This window comes from Microcella flavibacter (genome assembly GCF_012530535.1).
GTDB lineage: Bacteria > Actinomycetota > Actinomycetes > Actinomycetales > Microbacteriaceae > Microcella > Microcella flavibacter.
In genome coordinates this window covers 16,871-36,142 of the sequence record NZ_CP051299.1, presented here as the reverse complement: position 1 = coordinate 36,142, position 19,272 = coordinate 16,871, and the positions used below count along the sequence as shown (strand labels likewise).

13 protein-coding genes and 1 tRNA gene are annotated in these 19,272 nt (G+C 69.5%); 11 read left to right on the top strand and 3 right to left on the bottom strand.

What is annotated here, in order from left to right; all coding sequences use genetic code 11:
- Window positions 1-87 precede the first annotated feature (87 nt).
- Both HGB54_RS00155 and HGB54_RS00150 read right to left on the bottom strand, forming a co-directional pair.
- Window positions 88-522 carry a hypothetical protein gene (locus HGB54_RS00155; RefSeq protein ID WP_168914661.1) on the bottom strand — a complete coding sequence of 145 codons (435 nt, stop codon included), beginning with the start codon at window positions 520-522 and terminating at the stop codon, window positions 88-90.
- 83 nt (window positions 523-605) lie between these two features.
- A complete protein-coding gene (locus HGB54_RS00150) occupies window positions 606-1,613 on the bottom strand; it encodes a TM2 domain-containing protein (RefSeq protein WP_168914660.1) in 1,008 nt (335 codons plus the stop codon).
- 196 nt (window positions 1,614-1,809) lie between these two features.
- Between HGB54_RS00150 and HGB54_RS00145 the strand changes: the two genes are divergently transcribed.
- The 5 genes from HGB54_RS00145 to HGB54_RS00125 all read left to right on the top strand — a co-directional run bounded on the left by HGB54_RS00145 (window position 1,810) and on the right by HGB54_RS00125 (window position 11,628).
- Complete coding sequence (locus tag HGB54_RS00145; RefSeq protein WP_168914659.1) at window positions 1,810-3,840, top strand: hypothetical protein; 2,031 nt, start codon at window positions 1,810-1,812, stop codon at window positions 3,838-3,840.
- Window positions 3,840-5,459 carry a class I SAM-dependent DNA methyltransferase gene (locus HGB54_RS00140; protein ID WP_168914658.1) on the top strand — a complete coding sequence of 540 codons (1,620 nt, stop codon included), beginning with the start codon at window positions 3,840-3,842 and terminating at the stop codon, window positions 5,457-5,459. Before HGB54_RS00145 ends, HGB54_RS00140 begins: the two co-directional genes overlap by 1 nt.
- Window positions 5,456-6,682, top strand: a complete 1,227-nt coding sequence (locus tag HGB54_RS00135) for a restriction endonuclease subunit S (protein ID WP_168914657.1) — start codon at window positions 5,456-5,458, stop codon at window positions 6,680-6,682. The genes HGB54_RS00140 and HGB54_RS00135 overlap by 4 nt, the downstream gene beginning before the upstream one ends.
- Window positions 6,682-9,855, top strand: a complete 3,174-nt coding sequence (locus tag HGB54_RS00130; RefSeq protein ID WP_168914656.1) for a type I restriction endonuclease subunit R — start codon at window positions 6,682-6,684, stop codon at window positions 9,853-9,855. The genes HGB54_RS00135 and HGB54_RS00130 overlap by 1 nt, the downstream gene beginning before the upstream one ends.
- A gap of 108 nt (window positions 9,856-9,963) precedes the next feature.
- Window positions 9,964-11,628, top strand: a complete 1,665-nt coding sequence (locus HGB54_RS00125) for an RNA-binding domain-containing protein (protein ID WP_168914655.1) — start codon at window positions 9,964-9,966, stop codon at window positions 11,626-11,628.
- Window positions 11,629-11,738: 110 nt separating this feature from the next.
- Here the strand turns inward: HGB54_RS00125 and HGB54_RS00120 are convergent.
- Window positions 11,739-11,825: transfer RNA gene (locus tag HGB54_RS00120), tRNA-Leu, on the bottom strand.
- Window positions 11,826-12,094: 269 nt separating this feature from the next.
- Here HGB54_RS00120 and HGB54_RS00115 point away from each other — a divergent pair.
- The 6 genes from HGB54_RS00115 to HGB54_RS00090 are packed head-to-tail and all read left to right on the top strand — an operon-like array spanning window position 12,095 to window position 19,266.
- Window positions 12,095-12,814 (top strand): FhaA domain-containing protein, encoded by a 720-nt coding sequence (locus HGB54_RS00115; protein WP_168914654.1) that lies wholly within the window; start codon window positions 12,095-12,097, stop codon window positions 12,812-12,814.
- A complete protein-coding gene (locus HGB54_RS00110) occupies window positions 12,811-13,374 on the top strand; it encodes an FHA domain-containing protein FhaB/FipA (RefSeq protein WP_168914653.1) in 564 nt (187 codons plus the stop codon). Before HGB54_RS00115 ends, HGB54_RS00110 begins: the two co-directional genes overlap by 4 nt.
- A 4-nt stretch (window positions 13,375-13,378) precedes the next feature.
- The gene (locus HGB54_RS00105) at window positions 13,379-14,617 is read left to right on the top strand and encodes a Stp1/IreP family PP2C-type Ser/Thr phosphatase (RefSeq protein WP_168914652.1); all 1,239 of its coding nucleotides are present in this window, start codon (window positions 13,379-13,381) and stop codon (window positions 14,615-14,617) included.
- Between the two features lie 13 nt (window positions 14,618-14,630).
- Window positions 14,631-16,061 (top strand): FtsW/RodA/SpoVE family cell cycle protein, encoded by a 1,431-nt coding sequence (locus HGB54_RS00100; protein WP_168916709.1) that lies wholly within the window; start codon window positions 14,631-14,633, stop codon window positions 16,059-16,061.
- Complete coding sequence (locus tag HGB54_RS00095; RefSeq protein ID WP_168914651.1) at window positions 16,061-17,521, top strand: peptidoglycan D,D-transpeptidase FtsI family protein; 1,461 nt, start codon at window positions 16,061-16,063, stop codon at window positions 17,519-17,521. The genes HGB54_RS00100 and HGB54_RS00095 overlap by 1 nt, the downstream gene beginning before the upstream one ends.
- Complete coding sequence (locus HGB54_RS00090; protein WP_168914650.1) at window positions 17,518-19,266, top strand: protein kinase domain-containing protein; 1,749 nt, start codon at window positions 17,518-17,520, stop codon at window positions 19,264-19,266. The genes HGB54_RS00095 and HGB54_RS00090 overlap by 4 nt, the downstream gene beginning before the upstream one ends.
- Window positions 19,267-19,272 lie beyond the last annotated feature (6 nt).

Genomic DNA, 19,272 nt, shown 5'->3' with positions numbered 1-19,272 from the left:
CGCGGGAGAGGGGCTCCGCCGGCTCCCCCGAGTTGACCAGCAGCGCCTGGGAGTCGGCCCGACCTTCGCATGAACGCGCCCCTGTGGTCACCGTTCGGTCAGGATGAGATCGAGCCCGTTATCCGGATGGTACGTCCAGCTCGCGTCCACACCGCCCCAACTGGCCGACTGCCGTCCTTGAAGCGAAGTGGTCCCCTCGATCTGCGCCATCGCCGCGGTGGAGACCTCAGTGGCGTCGAGCAGGCAGAACGTGTCGGAGATCGATGCTCCGTCCGGGTCCTCGTCCCCGCGACCGTCGACAGTGACCGTCATTCCCTCGTCGCCCACGACGACCGAGTCGGTGGTCGAGAGAGCGCACGAGCGCACGGCCTGTTCGAGCACGGTCAGCGAGGGAGCCGTCTCGGCGGCAGGCCCAGCGGCTTCACCTTCGTCACCTTTCGATCCTCCGCTCATGACCGCGATCGCCACAACGATGATGCCGACGAGCGCGGCAGCCGCGAGGGCACTGGCGACCATAATCATGGTCCGCTGCGACGCAGCCGCCCTCCGGCCGGCCGGGATGGACGGACTCTCGGGCGAGGAGCCGGCCGGGTGCTGTTCGCCGCTCACGGGGTGACCGCCGTCCAGGCGCCGTCAGCGGTGATCGTGATCACCGACGGGCCGCTCATCATCGGCACCGTGCCGGTGTACGGCCCGATGTCGTTGACGAGCAGACCGAACTCGAAGTCCCGGGCCGAATCCTGGATCACGACGAAGTTGCGCTCGCCGGCGTGCGTGAGCGCCAGGGCACCCGCCGGGCCCTCGTACAGGAACACCCCGTCCCCGCTGCCGGCTGCCGGGATCGGCGCTGCGGCCGACATCGGAGCGATCGTGATCGACCACGATCCGTCCGCCGTGATCTGGATGCTGGTGCCCTCGCCGAACGAGGCGAGCCCGTAGGCCGTGGTGCCGGTGTACGCGCCGATCGTGTTGACGAGCAGATCGCCCGTCGACTGATTGCCGGCATCGAGCACGGAGAGGACGAAGTTGCGCGCGCCGTCATGGCTGGCAGTGACGACGCCCGCGGTGACTCCGGCGGGAAGGGCGATGATGCTGTCGCCGGCGCCGCTCTGGGTGATGGGATCGAATACGCCGAAGTTGTCGTCCGCCCAGTCCTGCACTGTCGGTTCCGCCGGCTCGGGGGCCGGGTCGGGCTCGGGCTCGCTCACCTCCGGCTCCTCGACCGGCTCCGCCTCCGCGGTCGCAGGTGCCGCGGCCGGCACGGGATCGGTGTCTCTGCCGCCGCCCGTGGTAGCGCCGATGATGATGGCGATCAGCAGGAAGGCCCCGGTCACCGCCCAGGCCAGTGTCCGCCGCTCGCGGTAGCCCTCGAGGGGCCGGTTCTGCTTGTCGCGCTGGTTGCCGGTGAGCACCAGGATGAGGTCGACGAGAGCCCAGATGCCGAGGCCGCCGAACGTGAGCAGTTTCAGAAGCCCGGTACCGATCTTGCCGAGGTAGAAGCGATCAGCCCCGACCGCGCCGAGCAGCAGCGCGAGCAGCCACGTGATGACGAACGATCGGGCGGCAGGTCGACCGGTATCGGTCGCCGTCGCTTGCGGGGCGGGGTGGGTCATGGGGTCCTCCAGGTGGGGAATGCGAGTGAGTGACTGCGGAATGGTGCAGAGGCCGACGCTAGAAGAGCCGCCGGTGTCATCAGCAACATCAAGGTGATTAGCCCCCTTATCGCGTGATTGCTGGCGAATGCCTCACCCACGCGATACCGTGCACTCACCCGCACCAGCAAGCCGCAACAAGGAGAGGAGCCCGCCCGTGTCATCCGCGCTCCTCTCCATGAGTCAGATCGCGCAGCTCGCCCGCGTGGAGCGCCCCGTCGTGACCGTGTGGAGGACGCGATCCGAGGGTTCGGCGTTCCCGTTCCCGGCGCCGGTCGATGCCGACGGCGGCACGATGCGCTTCTCGGCGGACGACGTCGTGCAGTGGCTCGAGTCGACGGGCCGCGGCAACAATCGTTCTGCGTCCGCCGACCTCGGCGCCCATCGCGACGTTCCGGCACAGGCGAGCGCCGACAGTGTGACGGCGCTCATCGCACTGCGGGCAGCGGTGGGCCGGCCCCTCGCGGGTCTCTCCCGTGACGCCCTGCTCGACGCGGCGGACGCCGCCGACCCGGATGACGACTTCCTGTTCACCGAGACCGAGGCGATCAGCGCGCACGCTGATCTCGCGCGCTACGTCGACGGGCTCGTCGACGCGTCTTTCGGGGAGAGTGCCGCGATGGAGCGGGCGGTCGCGACTCGCGAGGGTCCGGGCACGAAGGGCCTCTCTCCCGCAGCGGCCGCGATCGGGGCCGCGATCGTCCGCGCGGTCTCGTCGCGCCTCCGGGTCGATCACGCGGATTCCCCGCCGCTGCTGGTCGACCAGTCGGGAGCAGCCGCCGACATCCTCGTCCGCGCGGCGGCCGTCGCCGAAGCCGACGACCAGGTCGCCCTCATCGGCCACGCCGGGTCGACGACCGAGCAGCTCGCTACCGCGCGCCTGGCTCGCCGTCGACTGCGGGTGCATGGCGTTCACGTCGTCCCCGACAGCCGTGCGGCGCTCCACGCCGATCGACCTGAACTACTGGTTCTCGTCCTGGGCGCTCCCCGCGGCAGGCCAGGCCTCACCGATCAGCTGGCGCTGCTCGACGACGCGGTGATGCGACTTTCACCGACCGGTACGGCCGTCGTCGTCGGCCCTGCGTCGGTGCTCTGCGACGGCGCGCTCCCGCGGGAACCCGATGGCATCCGTGCGGGGCTGCTGCGCACCGGGCGGGTCCGGGCGATCGTGCGCCTGCCCCGCGGCCTTCGCCCGACGGCCCCTCGACAACATCTCGCCCTCTGGGTGATCGGTGCAGCCCCGACCGGGGTCGAGCTCGCCGACCGCTGGATCATGACCGCCGACCTCTCGACCGGCCTGACGCAGCCGGCGGCCGAGGCCGACCTCTCGAACGACCTGGCCTTCGCACTCGGTGGCCTCGCCGAACTGCGGGCACACGCCTTCCGGTTCGTGCGACCGACCCCTACCCGTCGACTTCTCGCGAGCACCGAGTCGCTCGTCGCGGGCTCCGACAACGGCTCGCCCCTGCGCCCCATTCGCCGCACGCCGGCAGAGCTCGCCGTGAGAGTGGAGGAGCTCGCGGGTGCGCTCGACCTGCCCCTGCCGCATCGACCGGTCCCGCGATCCGCCGACCGCGCCGCCCCCGTGCGCCTGTCGACGGTGGGCGAGCGCATCGCGGCCCGCCACCTGCGCCGCCTGCCGGGCACGCGGCTCGGCTCGATCGTCGAGGCTCGCGCGGCCGACTCCGGTCGCATGCCCGTGATCGGCACCGACGAGGTGCTCGATGCGAGCCGCCTCGGCACGCGATCGGTCGACCGCCTCCGGGTCGCGGCCGAGTTCCCCTCCGCCCGGTTCACGGAGCCGGGCGACGTGGTCTTCATCACCTCGCCGCGGCCCGCGGCCCTGATCGACCGCGAGGGCTTCGCGGTGGTGCTGGCTCCGGCCCGCGTGCTGCGCATCACCGGCGAGGGCGACGCCGAGCTCGTGCCCGAGGCGCTCGTCGCCGACATCGGCGCGCGCGCAGCATCCGATATCGAGTGGCGGGCCTGGCCGCTGCGATCGGTGGATGCCCGGCAGAAGCCCGCCCTCACCCCCGTGCTGCACGCGATCGAGGCCGAGCGGGCCGAGGCGCAGCAGCGCCTCGCCCGTCTCGACGACCTCGAGCGCACCCTCGTCGACGGCCTCGCCCGCGACGCCCTTCAGCTCATCACCCCCGACGCACCGCCCCCCACGAGAGGAACCCCCTGATGCCCCCGAGAATGAAGTCGCCCGCCGCGCCGTCGACGATGAAGGAGCTGAAGGACACGCTCTGGAAGGCGGCCGACAAGCTGCGCGGGTCGATGGACGCCTCGCAGTACAAGGACGTGATCCTCGGCCTGGTGTTCCTCAAGTACGTCTCCGACGCGTTCGAGGAGCGGCGCGAGCGCATCCGCACCGAGCTGCTCGCCGACGGGCTCGACGACGAGCAGGTTGCCCAGCTGGTCGACGACGTCGACGAGTACACCGGCTCGGGCGTCTTCTGGGTGCCCGAGCGCGCGCGCTGGGGCTACCTCGCCGAGAACGCGAAGGGCCTGCCGGCCGTGGGGGCCGAACCGCCGAAGCAGATCGGTCTGCTGATCGATGAGGCGATGGGGCAGGTGATGGATTCGAACCCGGGTCTGGCTTCGACCCTGCCGCGCATCTACAACCGCGACAACGTCGACCAGCGCCGGCTCGGCGAGCTCATGGATCTGTTCAACTCGGCGCGCTTCACCGGCCAGGGCGCGGGCCGAGCGCGCGACCTGCTGGGCGAGGTGTACGAGTACTTCCTCGAGAAGTTCGCCGCCGCCGAGGGCAAGCGCGGCGGCGAGTTCTACACGCCGGCCGGAGTGGTGCGGGTGCTGGTCGAGATGCTGCAGCCCACCCACGGTCGCGTCTACGACCCCTGCTGCGGCTCGGGCGGCATGTTCGTGCAGGCCGAGAAGTTCCTCGAGGGCCACCAGCGCGAGGGCAGCGACATCTCGGTCTACGGGCAGGAGCTCAACGAGCGCACCTGGCGCATGGCGAAGATGAACCTCGCCATCCACGGCCTCGGCAGCAACCTCGGCGGGGTGTGGGGTGACACCTTCGCGCGCGATCTGCACGCCGATCTGCAGGCCGACTTCGTCATGGCGAACCCTCCGTTCAACATCAAGGACTGGGCACGCAACGAGGCCGACCCGCGCTGGCGCTTCGGAGTACCGCCTGCCGGCAACGCGAACTACGCGTGGATCCAGCACATCCTCGCGAAGCTCGCCCCGGGTGGGCAGGCCGGCGTCGTCATGGCCAATGGTTCGATGTCGTCGAATTCGAGCGGCGAGGGCCAGATCCGCGCCGAGATCGTCGAGGCGGACCTCGTCTCGTGCATGGTGGCGCTGCCGACGCAGCTGTTCCGCTCGACGGGCATCCCGGTCTGCGTGTGGTTCTTCGCGAAGGACAAGACGGCGGGTCGCGGCGGCGCGATCGACCGCACCGGCCAGGTGCTCTTCCTCGACGCCCGCAACCTTGGCCACATGGTCGACCGTGCGGAGCGCGCGCTCTCCGACGACGACATCGCGCTGATCGCCGACACCTTCCACGCGTGGCGCGGTACGCCGACGATCGATGAGGATGCTCCGCGCGAGTACTCCGACGTGCCGGGCTTCGCCTACTCGGCGACCCTCGCCGAGATCAAGGCGGCCGACTACGCGCTCACCCCGGGCCGCTACGTCGGAGCCGCCGAGGTCGAAGACGATGGCGAGCCCCTCGAGCAGAAGCTCGAGCGCCTCACCGCCGAGCTCTACGCCCAGTTCGAGGAGTCCGACCGCTTGGCGCGAGTCGTGCGCGAGCAGCTAGGGCGCGTGTCGTGAATAACGAGCCCTGGCAGATGAAGAGCGTTTCCGAGCTATGTCGAAAAGTCACAAGCGGCGGAACGCCAAGTCGCGCTCGGCCGGAATTCTTTCGGAACGGAACAATTCCGTGGATCAAAACTGGCGAGCTAAAAGACGGCATCGTGACCGAGTATGAGGAGCGTATAACCGCTGCAGCCGTTCAAGAATCGGCCGCACGAGTTTTGCCAGCCAACACCGTCCTCATGGCCATGTATGGGGCGACGGTAGGTGCCCTGGGCATTCTGTCCGAACCGTCTGCATGCAACCAAGCCTCTTGCGCACTCATCGCAAACGAAGAAGTCTGTGATTATCGATGGCTTTTTTATGCACTTCTGAATGATCGCCCTCGCGCAGTTGGACTTGCTACGGGAGCCGCGCAGCAAAATTTGAGCGGCCGCACAATCGGAGCATTTTCCTACCTCACTCCGTCGCTGGTTGAGCAACGTGCGATTGCAGATGTGTTGGACGCACTGGACAAAAAGATCGCCGCGAACGTTGCAATTCAGAAGAACCTTTTGCGTTTCGCTCGAGCCAACTGGGCCCTAAAGCTGGCCGGAAATGCGCAGGTGCCGCTGCGGAAGGTCGTTGCACCTGGCCTTTCAGGCGTGTGGGGCGAAGCGGACTATTCTGCCAAACTGTCCGAAAAAGTGCACATCTTCCGAGGTAGAGATCTGCAAGATTACGTGGCCGGCACTCAGTTGGACCTTCCCGAGCGTTTCGTCTCCCTCGCCCAAGCTGGGAAAAGAATTGCAAGTGTGACAACCGAAATCTGGACGGCGGGCTCTGGCTCACTTGGGCCAAGTTTGCTCGTGACGCCCGAGGTCAGAAGGGGCTTCGATTTGCCAATTATGTATAGCAATTTCGTTCGGCGGTTGGTCGCTCTTCCCGGCCAAGAAAGACACCTAACGTCTGCGTGGTTCGCCATGTTGGCCGCCTGGGATGCCGGGGATTTCCAAAGCTTCCGTACTGGCACCGCAATGCCTAACCTGGACGTTCCCGCACTGCTCTCTGGAGTGAAGGTGCCATTGCTGCGAGAAGCGGAACGCCGAGAGGTCAGCAAATGGGCCGAGTTGGCCACTTCCCTCGAACGAATGAGGGAGAACCACGCACTCGCCGCCCTCCGCGACACCCTCCTCCCGCAACTTATGTCCGGCAAGCTCCGCGTCCGCGACGCCGAGCGCGCCGTGAGCGAGGTGCTCTGATGGCGGGCATCAGCGAGGCCGATTGGGAGAACCTGACGCTCGAGGCGCTCGGCGAGCTCGGCTGGCGGGTCGCGACGGGTGAGCAGATCGCGCCCGGCTCCGGGCAGCGCGAGTCGTGGGCCGATCCGCTGATCCCCTCCCGGCTGCTCGAGGCGCTCCGGCGTCTCAACCCGGCCGTGCCGGCGCAGTACCTCAAGCAGGCGCTGGCCGAGATCGCGAGCCCGGCATCCGCCGACGCGATCACCGAGAATCACCGCGTGCACGGCATCCTCACCGATGGATACCGGTTCAGCTACCTCGACGCCGACGGGCAGGAGGTCAATGCGACCGTGCGCGTGCTCAGCGCCCTGCCCGAGGAGAACGACTGGCTCGCCGTCAACCAGGTGACCGTGCGCGACCGCGAGCACAGCCGCCGCTTCGACGTCGTGCTCTACGTCAACGGCATGCCGCTGAGCATCATCGAGCTGAAGAAGGCCGGCTCCGAGCGCACCAGCGCCGCCGCCGCGCACGCGCAGCTGCAGACGTACCTGCGCGAGTTCCCCACCGCGTTCCGCTTCTGCGCCTTCACCCTCGCGAGCGACGGCACGGAGGACACGCTCTACGGCACCCCCTTCACCCCGCTGAACCACTTCGCCCCGTGGAACGTCGACGACGACGGCGCCCCCGTCGAGCGCGGCCGTATCGAGGACGGCGACGTCGTCACCGCGCTCGAAGACAGCCTCTACGGCCTCTACAACCAGGAGCGCATGCTGCAGCTGGTGCGCAACTTCGTCGCCTTCGATGCGGATGCCGGTGCCCTCGCCAAGCGCATCGCCAAGCCGCACCAGTACTTCGCCGTGAGCCGCGCGGTCGGCAGCACCGTGCAGGCGGTCGCCTCGAACGGCAAGGCCGGAGTCGTCTGGCACACCCAGGGCTCCGGCAAGTCGATGGAGATGGAGCTCTACACCAACCTCGTCGCCCGCCACCCGGCGCTGCGCAACCCGACCATCGTCGTCATCACCGACCGCACCGAGCTCGACGGCCAGCTCTACCAGGGCTTCGAACGCAGCCTGCTGCTGCCCGAGAAGCCGCAGCAGGTGCGGCGCCGCAGCGAGCTGCGCGACGAGCTCGGTAACCGCACCACCGGAGGCATCTACTTCAGCACCCTGCAGAAGTTCGGCCTCACCGACGCCGAGAAGGCGGCTGGCACCGCCCACCCCCTGCTCAGCGACCGGCGCAACATCATCGTCATCGTCGACGAGGCGCATCGCAGCCACTACGACGACCTCGACGGCTACGCGCGGCACCTGCGCGACGCCCTGCCGCGCGCCACCCTCATCGCCTTCACCGGCACGCCGGTGTCGTTCGACGAGCGCAACACCCGCGAGGTCTTCGGTGACTACATCGACATCTACGACCTCACCCGCGCGGTCGAGGACGGCGCCACCGTGCCCGTCTACTTCGAACCGCGGCTCGTCACCGTCGCCCTCGCCGACGGCGTCACCGTCGACGACATCGACACGGCGGCCGACGAGGCCACCCTCGGGCTCGACGAGGCCGAGCGCACCCGCATCGAGGCCTCCGTCGCCGTCGTCAACGCCGTGTACGGCGCCCCCGAGCGCATCGCCGCCCTCGCCCGCGACATCGTCGACCACTGGAACGAGCGGCGCACCCGCATGCGCCCCTTCATCGAGGGGCCGGGCAAGGCGCTCATCGTCGGCGCCACCCGCGAGATCTGCGCGCGCCTCTACGACGCGATCGTCGAGCTCGAACCCAGCTGGCACTCCGACGACCTCGCCCGTGGCCGCATCAAGGTCGTCTACTCCGGCACCCCCTCCGACGTCTCCCCCGTCGTCGAGCACGTGCGCCGGCCCAGCGAGAACGAGACCGTCAAGAGCCGACTGCGCGACGTGGACGACGAGCTCGAGCTCGTCATCGTGAAAGACATGATGCTCACCGGCTTCGACGCACCGCCGCTGCACACGCTCTACCTCGACCGCCCGCTCAAGGGCGCCCTGCTCATGCAGACCCTCGCCCGCGTCAACCGCACCTTCCGCGGCAAGGCCGACGGGCTGCTGGTGGCCTTCGCCCCGCTCGTCGACAACCTCGCCAAGGCGCTCGCGGAGTACACCGTGCGCGACCAGCACGAGAAGCCCGTCGGCAAGCGCACCGAGGAGGCCGTCGTGCTCACCCTCGAGCTCATCGACCGGCTGCGCGAACTGCTGATCGGCTACGACTGGAAGGCCGTCATGAACGCCGGCGGCGCGAAGGCCTACCTCAACGCCGCCTCGGGAGCCACCAACCACCTGCGCGCCCCCGGCCCCGCCAACGACCCCGCTCTCGGGCCCGAGACCCTCGCAGCGCGCTACCGCCGCCTGTCGAGCCAGCTCGCACGGGCCTGGGCGCTCACCTCGCGGGCGCCGGAGGTCGAGGCGCTGCGCCCCGAGATCGCCTTCTACGAGGAGGTGCGGGTATGGATGGCCAAGTACGACGCACGCGATCGGCAGGCGCGCGGCGAACCCGTGCCCGAAGAGGTGCAGCGCCTGCTGGTGGCGCTCATCGACACGTCGACCGAGGCGCGCGACGTGGTCGACATCTACACCGCGGCCGGGATGCCCAAGCCCTCGCTCGCCGACCTGACCCCGTCGTTCGTGGCCACCGCGCAGCAGTCGCCCAACCCGCAGCTCGCGATCGAGGCGCTGCGCGCCCTGCTCCTCGAGGAGTCGGCCACCGCGGCGCGCAACAACGTCGTTCGCCAGCGGGCGTTCAGCGAGCGCATCGGGGAGCTGATGCTGAAGTACACGAACCAGCAGCTCACCTCGGCCGAGGTCATCGCCCAGCTCGTCGAACTCGCGCACGAGGTCAGCACCGAGGCCTCGCGGGGCGAGTCGTTCACCCCGCCGCTGAACTCCGACGAGCTCGCCTTCTACGACGCGGTCGCGCAGAACGAATCGGCCGTGCAGGTGCAGGGCGAGGGCGTGCTCGCCCAGATCGCGCGCGACCTCGTCGAGGTGATGCGCCGCGACGTGCGCACCGATTGGACGGTGCGCGACGACGTGCGGGCGAAGCTGCGGGCATCCATCAAGCGGCTGCTCGTCAAGAACGGCTATCCGCCGGACAAGCAGCCGGAGGCGATCCGCCTCGTCATGGACCAGATGGAGTCGATGGCGCCCCGGTACGCGGAGGAGCGGTGACCCCTGTACGGCGGGATCCGAGCTCGCAGCACGTCATATGTATGAGCATTTATGAACATGATGCCACTGGCAACTCCCATAACCATACTTATGAATTAGAATGAGACGATGACTCCGGAAGAGCTCCAGTCCATCGTCGACGGCGGTGAGACCTTCACCGTCGAATTCAAGCGCGCCCAGAGGGGCCAGCTCGACGACTCGGCGATCTTCGAAGCCGTCGTTTGCCTCGCCAACGCAGACGGAGGATTCCTCCTCCTGGGGGTCGACGACGATGGCACGGTCAGCGGAGCCGAGTCGCCTTCAGGGTCCCCCATCGATGCCGCATCCTTGAGCGCGTACATCCTCAACAAGACGGAACCCCCCGTCGCCACCCTCGTCGAGGTCGTGCGCCTCAACGAGATGGACGTCATCGTCATCGATGTGCCGAAGGCGGTGAGTCCGACGAGCACCAAGGGCGGTGTGTTCAAGCGTCGGTCGATCAGGAGTGACGGCGCGCCGGAATGCGTGCCCTACCTTCCGCACGAGATCATCTCCGCCGGTCTCAGTGCGCAAGGACGCGACTACGCCGAGGCTCCTGCACGCGGCGCTTCGATGGCCGCCCTGGACCCTCGCGAATTCGATCGGTTTCGCCGACTGTGCGCCGCAGGCAAGGGAGACCGCGGCCTCGCGGAGTCCAGCGACCAGGAGATTCTCCGCGCACTGCGACTGTTGCGCGCAGAGACCGGCGAGCTGACGCTGGGCGCGATCCTCCTCTTCGGCACTGCTGACGCCCTGCACCAGTACGTACCGACGGCAGAGATCCTCTTTCAGGAGGAGCGAGCAGGCGCCCTCTCCTTCAACGAGCAGATGCTGTCTCCCCTGCTCGCATCGGTCCAGCGGATAGCGGAGCTTCTCGATGTCCGTAACTCCGAGCAGGAGGTGATGGTCGGACTTCACCGCGTCGGTATTCCGCGACTGCCCGTCGGCGTCGTCCGCGAGGCCGTATCCAACGCCGTCATCCACCGGGACTACTCCGAGCTCGGCCCGATCCGGGTGCAGTTGAGTGAGACTGCGCTCAGAGTGTCCAGCCCTGGCGGCTTTCCTCCCGGCATCACGCTGGCGAACATCCTCGACGAGTCGCGACCGAGAAGCGTCATCCTCGCCGAGGCGTTCAAGCGCGCAGGTCTTGTCGACCGATACGGGCGTGGTGTGCCCGACATCTATGGTCAACTGCTTCGGCTCGGCAGGGACGGGCCCGATTACTCGGCCTCCAACGAGAAGATCGTGTCCGTCACCATCCCGACGAGTGCGGCCGATATCGAGATGGTGCGGTTCGTCGTCGAGCACGATGACGCTGACGGCGCGCCGTTGTCGGTCACCCACCTTCGGATACTCCACGAACTCAAAGCCGTGCATGATGCGACCGTCACCGAGATCCATAGCGCCCTGGCCCTGCCGGAAGGACGGATTCGGGAGGAACTCACCCGCTTGTCCGAGGCCGGCATCGTGGAACCGCGCGGGAACGGCCGCAGCCGGCGATACCACCTGACAGCGGCGTTCTACCGATCCAGTCGAGCGAGTGAGTACGTGCGCCTTCGCGACACCGATCCTCTGCAGCAGGACCGGATGGTGATCTCGTACGTGGAGCAGTTCGGCGCCATCACGCGCTCGAAGGCAGCAGAGCTGTGCCGACTCAGCCCCCCGCAAGCGCGGGCGGTCCTTCGCCGGCTGGTCGATGCCGGCGAGCTCGAGCTGCGGGGAGAGCGCCGAGGCGCGCACTACGTTCGACCGTGAAGCGCAACCTGCTCGCGGGCCCGACGCGGAACGACGGAACCGCCCCGACCGAGTCACTCGATCGAAGCGGTTCCGCCCTGCTGAAGCTGAGGCACCGAGGTCATGAGACCTGGTGCGCGAGGGGGGACTTGAACCCCCACGTCCTTTCGAACACTGGCACCTGAAGCCAGCGCGTCTGCCAATTCCGCCACTCGCGCGCATCGGGCGCAGAACGCCCGACAACTCAGCGAGATTAGCACAGCGGCACCGTCCCGCCGCACCCGGCAGGGCCCGCCCGCCGCACCCCGCCGGCCCCGCCCGGACCGGCGCCGCGACCCCTCGCGAGCGCCCCCGAACGCCGCCGCTCGACCCCTGGAGAGCCCTGCGAATCGGCGCATCCCGACCCCCATGAGCCCTCGGTGCACCCCGACCGGCCAGCGCATCCGACTATCCTCTCAAGCAGTCCATCGCTGAAGGAGGTCGCGACATGGGGCTTCTCGACAGCTTCGAGCGCGGGCTCGAGCGCGCCGTCGGCGGCGCCTTCGCCAGGACGTTCAAGAGCGGCGTGCAGCCCGTCGAGCTCTCGGCCGCGCTGCGGCGCGAGCTCGATACGAAGGCCGCCGTGGTCTCGCGCGACCGCATCCTGGCGCCGAACGATCTGACCCTGCGCCTCTCCTCTCCCGACTTCCAGCGCATGTCCTCGCTCGGCGAGACGCTCATCGACGAGCTCACCGAGCTGGTGCAGAAGCACGCGGCCGCGCAGCGCTACACCTTCCCCGGCGGCATCCGCATCTCGCTCGTCGACGACTCCTCGCTCTCCGAGGGCGTCGTGCGCGTCGAGTCGGCGAGCGTCAAGGGCTCCGTGGTGTGGATGCCCGTGCTCGACATCGACGGCACCCGCCACCCGATCACCCGATCGCGCACGGTCATCGGGCGCGGCTCCGACGCCGACATCACGCTCGACGACTCGGGCACGAGCCGCAAGCACATCGAGATCCTGTGGAACGGCGAGCGCGGCCAGGTCAACGACCTCGGCTCGACGAACGGCTCGCTGTTGAACGGTGAGCGCTTCACCCAGGCGGCGCTCCCGCCCGATAGCGTCATCGAGATCGGTCGTACGCGCATCCTCTTCCGGGTGCTCGCCCGCGCCGAGAAGGGCCGGCCCGCGTCGGGCGGCCGCGACGACGGCAGAGGGGGCGCACGATGAGCGGGCTGACCCTCCTCCTCCTCCAGATCGGGTTCCTCATCCTGATGTGGGCCTTCGTCTTCTCCATCGTCTACGCCCTGCGCAGCGATCTCTTCGGCCAGAAGGTGCGCCGGATGCCCGAGAAGGGCTCCCCCTCGACCCCGGCCCCCGTCCCGGTCGCCGCCCCGGCGGCCGCGCCCGCCCCCGTGCCGGCGAGCGCCTCCGCCCCCACCGAGGCCATGAGCGCCGCACCGCGCGCGTCGGCGGCGGCCGCGGAGGCGGCAGGTCCGCCCGCCCGCCGCCTCGTCATCACCTCCGGCGCGAAGGAGGGCATCGAGCTCGAGCTCGGCGACGAGCAGCTCACGATCGGCCGCTCGGCCGACTCGGGCCTCGTCATCCGCGACGACTACACCTCGACCCATCACGCGCGGCTCATGCTGTGGGGCGACAAGTGGATGATCCAGGATCTGGATTCCACGAACGGCACCTTCCTCGACGGCAAGCGCGTGAGCATCCCGACCCCCGTCCCCACCGGCACCCCCGTCAGCATCGGCACGACGACGTTCGAGCTGCGACGGTAGGCCTATGACGACGCGTACCGCGGCCGCCTCGCACGTCGGCAAGATCCGGGCCAACAACCAGGATTCCGGCTACGCCGGCGACCACCTCTTCGTCGTCGCCGACGGGATGGGCGGCCACGCGGGCGGCGACGTCGCGAGCGCCCTCGCCATCCAGGCCATCGCGCACACCGACCACGCCTTCGAGAGCCCCGAGGCCGCCGAGAGCGAGCTCGCGCAAGCGCTGCTCGAGGCCAACCAGGAGCTCGCCGAGGCCGTGTTCGAGCACCCCGAGCTCACCGGCATGGGCACGACGGTCAGCGGCATGGTGCGCGTCGGCGACCGCATGGTCATCGCGCACATCGGCGACTCGCGCATCTACCGCTGGCGCGACGGCTCGCTCGAGCAGATCACCAAGGACCACACCTTCGTGCAGCGCCTCGTCGACTCCGGCCGCATCACGCCGGAGGAGGCCGCGGTGCACCCGCGCCGCTCGGTGCTCATGCGCGTGCTCGGCGACGTCGACATCACGCCCGAGATCGACACGATGGTCGTCGACACCCGGCCCGGCGACCGCTGGCTGCTCTGCTCCGACGGCCTCAGCGGGTACGTCACCGAGGAGAAGATCGCCGAGGTGCTCGGCAGCGTTCCGAGCGCCGAGGACGCGGTGCAGACGCTCATCGACGACAGCCTCGACCACGGGGCGCCCGACAACGTCACGGTCGTGGTGGTGGGGGTCGACGAGGACGACTCGAGCGCGGCATCCCGCCCCCTCATGGTGGGCTCGGCCAGCAAGCCGCCCGCCTACGAGACGAGCGCAGCGGTACGCCGCCGCAGCCTGCCCGACCTGCTGCTGCACCCGCTCAAGTCGGCCTCGCCCGCCGAGAACGAGCACTTCGAGCCCGAGTCCGAGGAGTTCCTGCGCGAGCTCATCGCCGAGGACCGCCGCCGCCGCATCCGCCGCCGCATCACCTGGTCGGTCGGCATCACGCTCATCGTCGCGATCATCGTGGGCGCGCTCGTCGCGGGCTACCAGTGGACGCAGACGCGCTACTACGTCGGCGTCTCCGACGGCAACGTCGCCGTGTTCCGCGGCGTGCAGCAGGGCATCGGCCCCATCCCGCTGTCGAGCGTCGAGTTCGAGAGCGACGTGCCCGTCTCGAGCCTGCCCCCGTTCAGCCGGCAGAGCGTCGAGGCGACGATCAACGCCGACGACCGCGCCGCCGCGTTCTCCATCGTCGAGAGGCTGCAGGGTGTCGCCGACTGATCCCACCGCGCCCATGACGGCGCCCGTCACCGCCGGCGCCCCCGGCGACGCTCGCAGCGCGCCCGCCGAGGATCCGCGTCTGAGCTTCACGCAGTCGATCGTGCTGACCATCAAGCAGCCCGCGCGCCTGCGCAACCTCGAGCTGCTGCTGCTCGCGCTCGCGACCGTCATCAACGCCGGCGCGATCGCGCTCGTGCAGCTCGGCGCGCTCGGCGAGATCGACGCCACCGTGCTCGGCTTCGGCGCCGGGCTCGCGGGCCTCGCGCTCGTCATGCACATCGCGCTGCGCTTCGTGGCGCGGGATGCCGACCCCTTCATCCTGCCGATCATCACGACCCTCAACGGGCTGGGCATCGCGATGATCTACCGCATCGACATCGCGCGCGGCTACGAGGGCTGGGACGGCCTGGGGCTGCGCCAGATGATGTGGATGGCCATCGCCATGGTGCTCGCGCTCGTCGTGCTGCTCGTCGTGCGCAACCACCGCGCCCTCGCCCGCTACCGCTACGTCGCGATGGCCGTCGGTATCGCCCTGCTGCTGCTGCCCTTCGTGCCGGGGCTCGGCACCGTCATCAACGGCGCCCGCCTCTGGATCGCCGTCGCGGGCTTCACCTTCCAGCCCGGCGAGATCGCGAAGATCGCCCTCGCGATCTTCTTCGCCGGCTACCTCGTCACGGCGCGCGACTCGCTGTCGATGGTGGGCCGGCGCGTGCTCGGGGTGCAGCTGCCGCGCGCGCGCGACCTCGGCCCCATCCTCATCATCTGGGTGGCCTCGCTCGGCGTGCTCATCTTCCAGCGCGACCTCGGCACCTCGCTGCTCTACTTCGGCCTCTTCGTCGTGATGATCTACATCGCGACGGGCCGGCTCAGCTGGGTGCTGCTCGGCCTCGGGCTGTTCCTCGGCGGCGCGGCGATCGCCAGCCGCACCCTCACCTACGTCGAGGGCCGCTTCGCCGCCTGGCTCGACTCGTTCAACCCCGAGATCTACGAGGCCATCGGCGGCAGCTACCAGCTCGTGCAGGGCATGTTCGGCATGGCCAACGGCGGCTTGATCGGCACGGGCCTCGGCCAGGGTCGCCCCGACCTCACCCCCCTCGCCGAGAGCGACTACATCATCACGGCCCTCGGTGAGGAGCTCGGGCTCGTCGGCCTCTTCGCCATCCTCGGCCTCTACCTGCTGCTCGTCGCCCGCGGGTTCCGCATCGGCTTCAACGGCCCCGACGACTTCGGCCGGCTGCTCGCGGTCGGCCTCTCCTTCGTGATCGTGCTGCAGGTGTTCATCGTCATCGGCGGCGTCACCCGCGTCATCCCCCTCACCGGGCTCACGACGCCCTTCCTCGCGGCGGGCGGCTCCTCCCTCGTCGCCAACTGGATCATCGCCGCGCTCCTGCTGCGACTCTCCGACACGGTGCACCACCAGCCGCGATTGGTGGTCGACGACTGATGAACAAAGAACTGCGCCGCGTGAGCGTCGTCGCCCTGACGATGTTCCTCGCCCTCTTCATCTCCACGAGCGTCATCCAGGTCTTCGCGGTCGAGTCGCTCGACGCGAACCCCAACAACCGCCGGGCCGTGCTCGACAGCTACTCCGCCCAGCGCGGGCAGATCCTGGTCGACGGCGTCGCGATCGCCGAGTCGACCCCGGTCGACGACGAGTACCGGTTCCTGCGGGTCTACCCGCAGCCCGAGCTGTACTCGGCCGTCACCGGCTACTTCACCCTCAACCAGGGCAGCACGGGCGTCGAGGGCGCGCTCAACGAGTTCCTCGCCGGCCAGGCCGACGAGCAGTTCCTCGATCAGCTCAACGCGCTCGTCACGGGCCAGCCCCCGCGCGGCGCATCCGTCGAGCTGACGATCGACGCGACCGTGCAGCAGGCGGCGCGGGATGCCCTCGGCGACCGCTCCGGATCCGTCGTGGCCCTCGACCCCGCCACCGGCGAGATCCTCGCCATGGTGTCGACGCCGGGCTACGACCCGAACCTGCTCGCTTCGCACGACACCGCGAGCGTGCTGCAGTCGTACGACGCCCTCATCGCCGACCCCGCGGCCCCCTTGCAGAACCGCGCCATCGGAGGGGACCTCTACTTCCCCGGCTCCGTGTTCAAGGTGCTCGTCACGGCGGCCGCGATCGACAGCGGCGAGTTCGAACCGGACGACGCGTTCCCGAACCCGGCCTCGCTGCAGCTGCCGCAGTCGACCAACGTCATCTCCAACGCCAGCCGCGGCACCTGCGGCCCGGGCGAGACGGTGACGATCGCCGACGCCCTACGGCTCAGCTGCAACATCCCCTTCGCCGAGCTCGGGCTCGAGCTGGGCGAGGAGACCCTCGCGGAGTACGCCGAGGCCTTCGGCTTCGGCGAGTCGTACGACATCCCGATGGCGACCACCCCGTCGAGCTTCCCCTCCGGCCTCGACGACGCGCAGCTGATGCTCTCGTCCTTCGGCCAGTTCGACGTGCGCGTCACACCGCTGCAGGTGGCGATGATGGCCGGGGCGGTGGCGAACGGGGGCAACCTGATGCAGCCGACGCTCGTGGAGAGCATCCTGGCCCCCGATTTCTCGACCATCGAGCAGTCGCAGCCGACGCTGCTCGGGCAGCCGATCAGCGGGGGCACCGCGGCGACGCTCACGAGCCTGCTCGTGGACGGGGTCTCGGGGCCGAACGGCGCCGCGAGTAATGCCAGAATAGACGGCGTCGAGGTGGCCGGTAAGACGGGCACCGCCGAGAACGGCGCCGATGAGCCCTTCACGCTCTGGTTCACCGGATTCGCCCCGGCGGACGACCCGCAGGTCGCCATCGCCGTCGTGGTGGAGGACGGCGGTGGGCAAGGACAATCCGGATCCGGCAATTCGCTCGCGGCTCCGATCGCGAAGCAGGTACTTGAGGCGGTGCTGAACAGATGAGACCCACGAGCGGACTCACCTTCGGTGGGCGGTACCAGCTGCTCTCCCGGATCGCCATCGGCGGCATGGGCGAGGTCTGGCAGGCGACCGATCTGGTGATCGGGCGCACCGTCGCCATCAAGATCCTCAAGGACGAGTACCTGGGCGACCCGGGCTTCCTCGAGCGGTTCCGCGCCGAGGCCCGGCACGCCGCTCTCGTCAACCACGAGGGCATCGCCAACGTCTACGACTACGGCGAGGAGGAGGGCAGCGCCTTCCTCGTGATGGAGCTCGTCCCCGGCGAGGCCCTGTCGACCGTGCTCGAGCGCGAGCGCGTGCTCTCCACCGATCAGGTGCTCGACATCGTCGCCCAGACCGCGAGCGCCCTGCACGCCGCCCACCAGGCCGGCCTCGTGCACCGCGACATCAAGCCGGGCAACCTGCTGCTCACGCCCGACGGCCGCGTCAAGATCACCGACTTCGGCATCGCGCGCATCGCCGATCAGGTGCCGCTGACCGCGACCGGTCAGGTGATGGGCACGGTGCAGTACCTGTCTCCCGAGCAGGCGAGCGGGCATCCCGCATCGCCCTCGACCGACATCTACTCGCTCGGCATCGTCGCCTACGAGGCCCTCGCCGGCCGCCGCCCCTTCACGGGCGAGTCGCAGGTGGCCATCGCCATGGCTCAGATCAACGAGGCCCCGCCCGAGCTGCCCGTGACGGTGGCCGAGCCGGTGCGCAACCTCGTCTTCTCGGCGATCGCGAAGAAGCCGGATGCCCGGCCTGCCTCGGCGCAGCACTTCGCCCGCGCGGCGCAGGCCCTGCGCCGCGGCGACGTCGCCGGCGCCGTCGCGATCGTGCCCGCCATCGCCGGAGCAGCCGCGGCCCTTGACGCCACCCGCGTCATGCCCACAGCCGGCAACGACGACGCCACCCGGGTGATGACCGCCGCGGGGGCCGTCGCCGGGGGTGCCGGTGCCGCAGCCGCCGCGACGGCGGTCGACGAGCAGCCCGAGCGCAAGCGCTCCCCGTGGACGTGGCCGCTCATCGCGCTCATCGGTCTGCTCGTCGTGCTCGTCGTCGGCGCGCTCATCGCGATCTTCTTCCCGCCGAACGACTCCGAGCCCGCGCCGACCAGCGCGGCGCCCACGGTGTCCTCGACGCCCAGCAGCACCCCCAGCCCCGAGGTCACCACGGTCGAGATCGTGCAGGAGGAGTGGCTCAACCTCACGCGCGAGCAGGCGCAGGCCAAGGCCACCGAGCTCGGGCTCGGCTTCGAGGCCGTCGACGGCAACGCGGCACCCGAGGCGGGCCAGGTCGGCCTCTCGTACCGGGTCAGCCCGCAGGCCGGCAACGTGCCCGAGGGCACGGTCATGACGCTGACCTTCTACACCGAGGTGCCGACACCGTCCGCGCCGCAGGATCTCGCGATCACGCCGGGCAGCGAGCCCTACCCTGGCGGCACCGAGGTGGTGCTGAGCTGGCCCGCCTACAACGGCTGCCCCGCCGGCTTCACGCTCAGCGGCTACAACTTCACGACGACGGGCGGCACGCCCGCGCAGGGCAACCCCGTTCCCGCGGGGACGACGTCGATGACGGTGCGCCTCGCCGACAGCGGCACGCTCGCCGTCAGCTACGTGGCCATCTGCGGCGACCTGCAGTCCGAGCGCTCGTCCGAGCTGTCGCGGCCCATCACCGCGGCGCCGGCCGAGCCCGCCCCGACCCCGTCGCCGAGCACTCCGCCCGCGGAGGGCACCGCGCCGTAACCGACG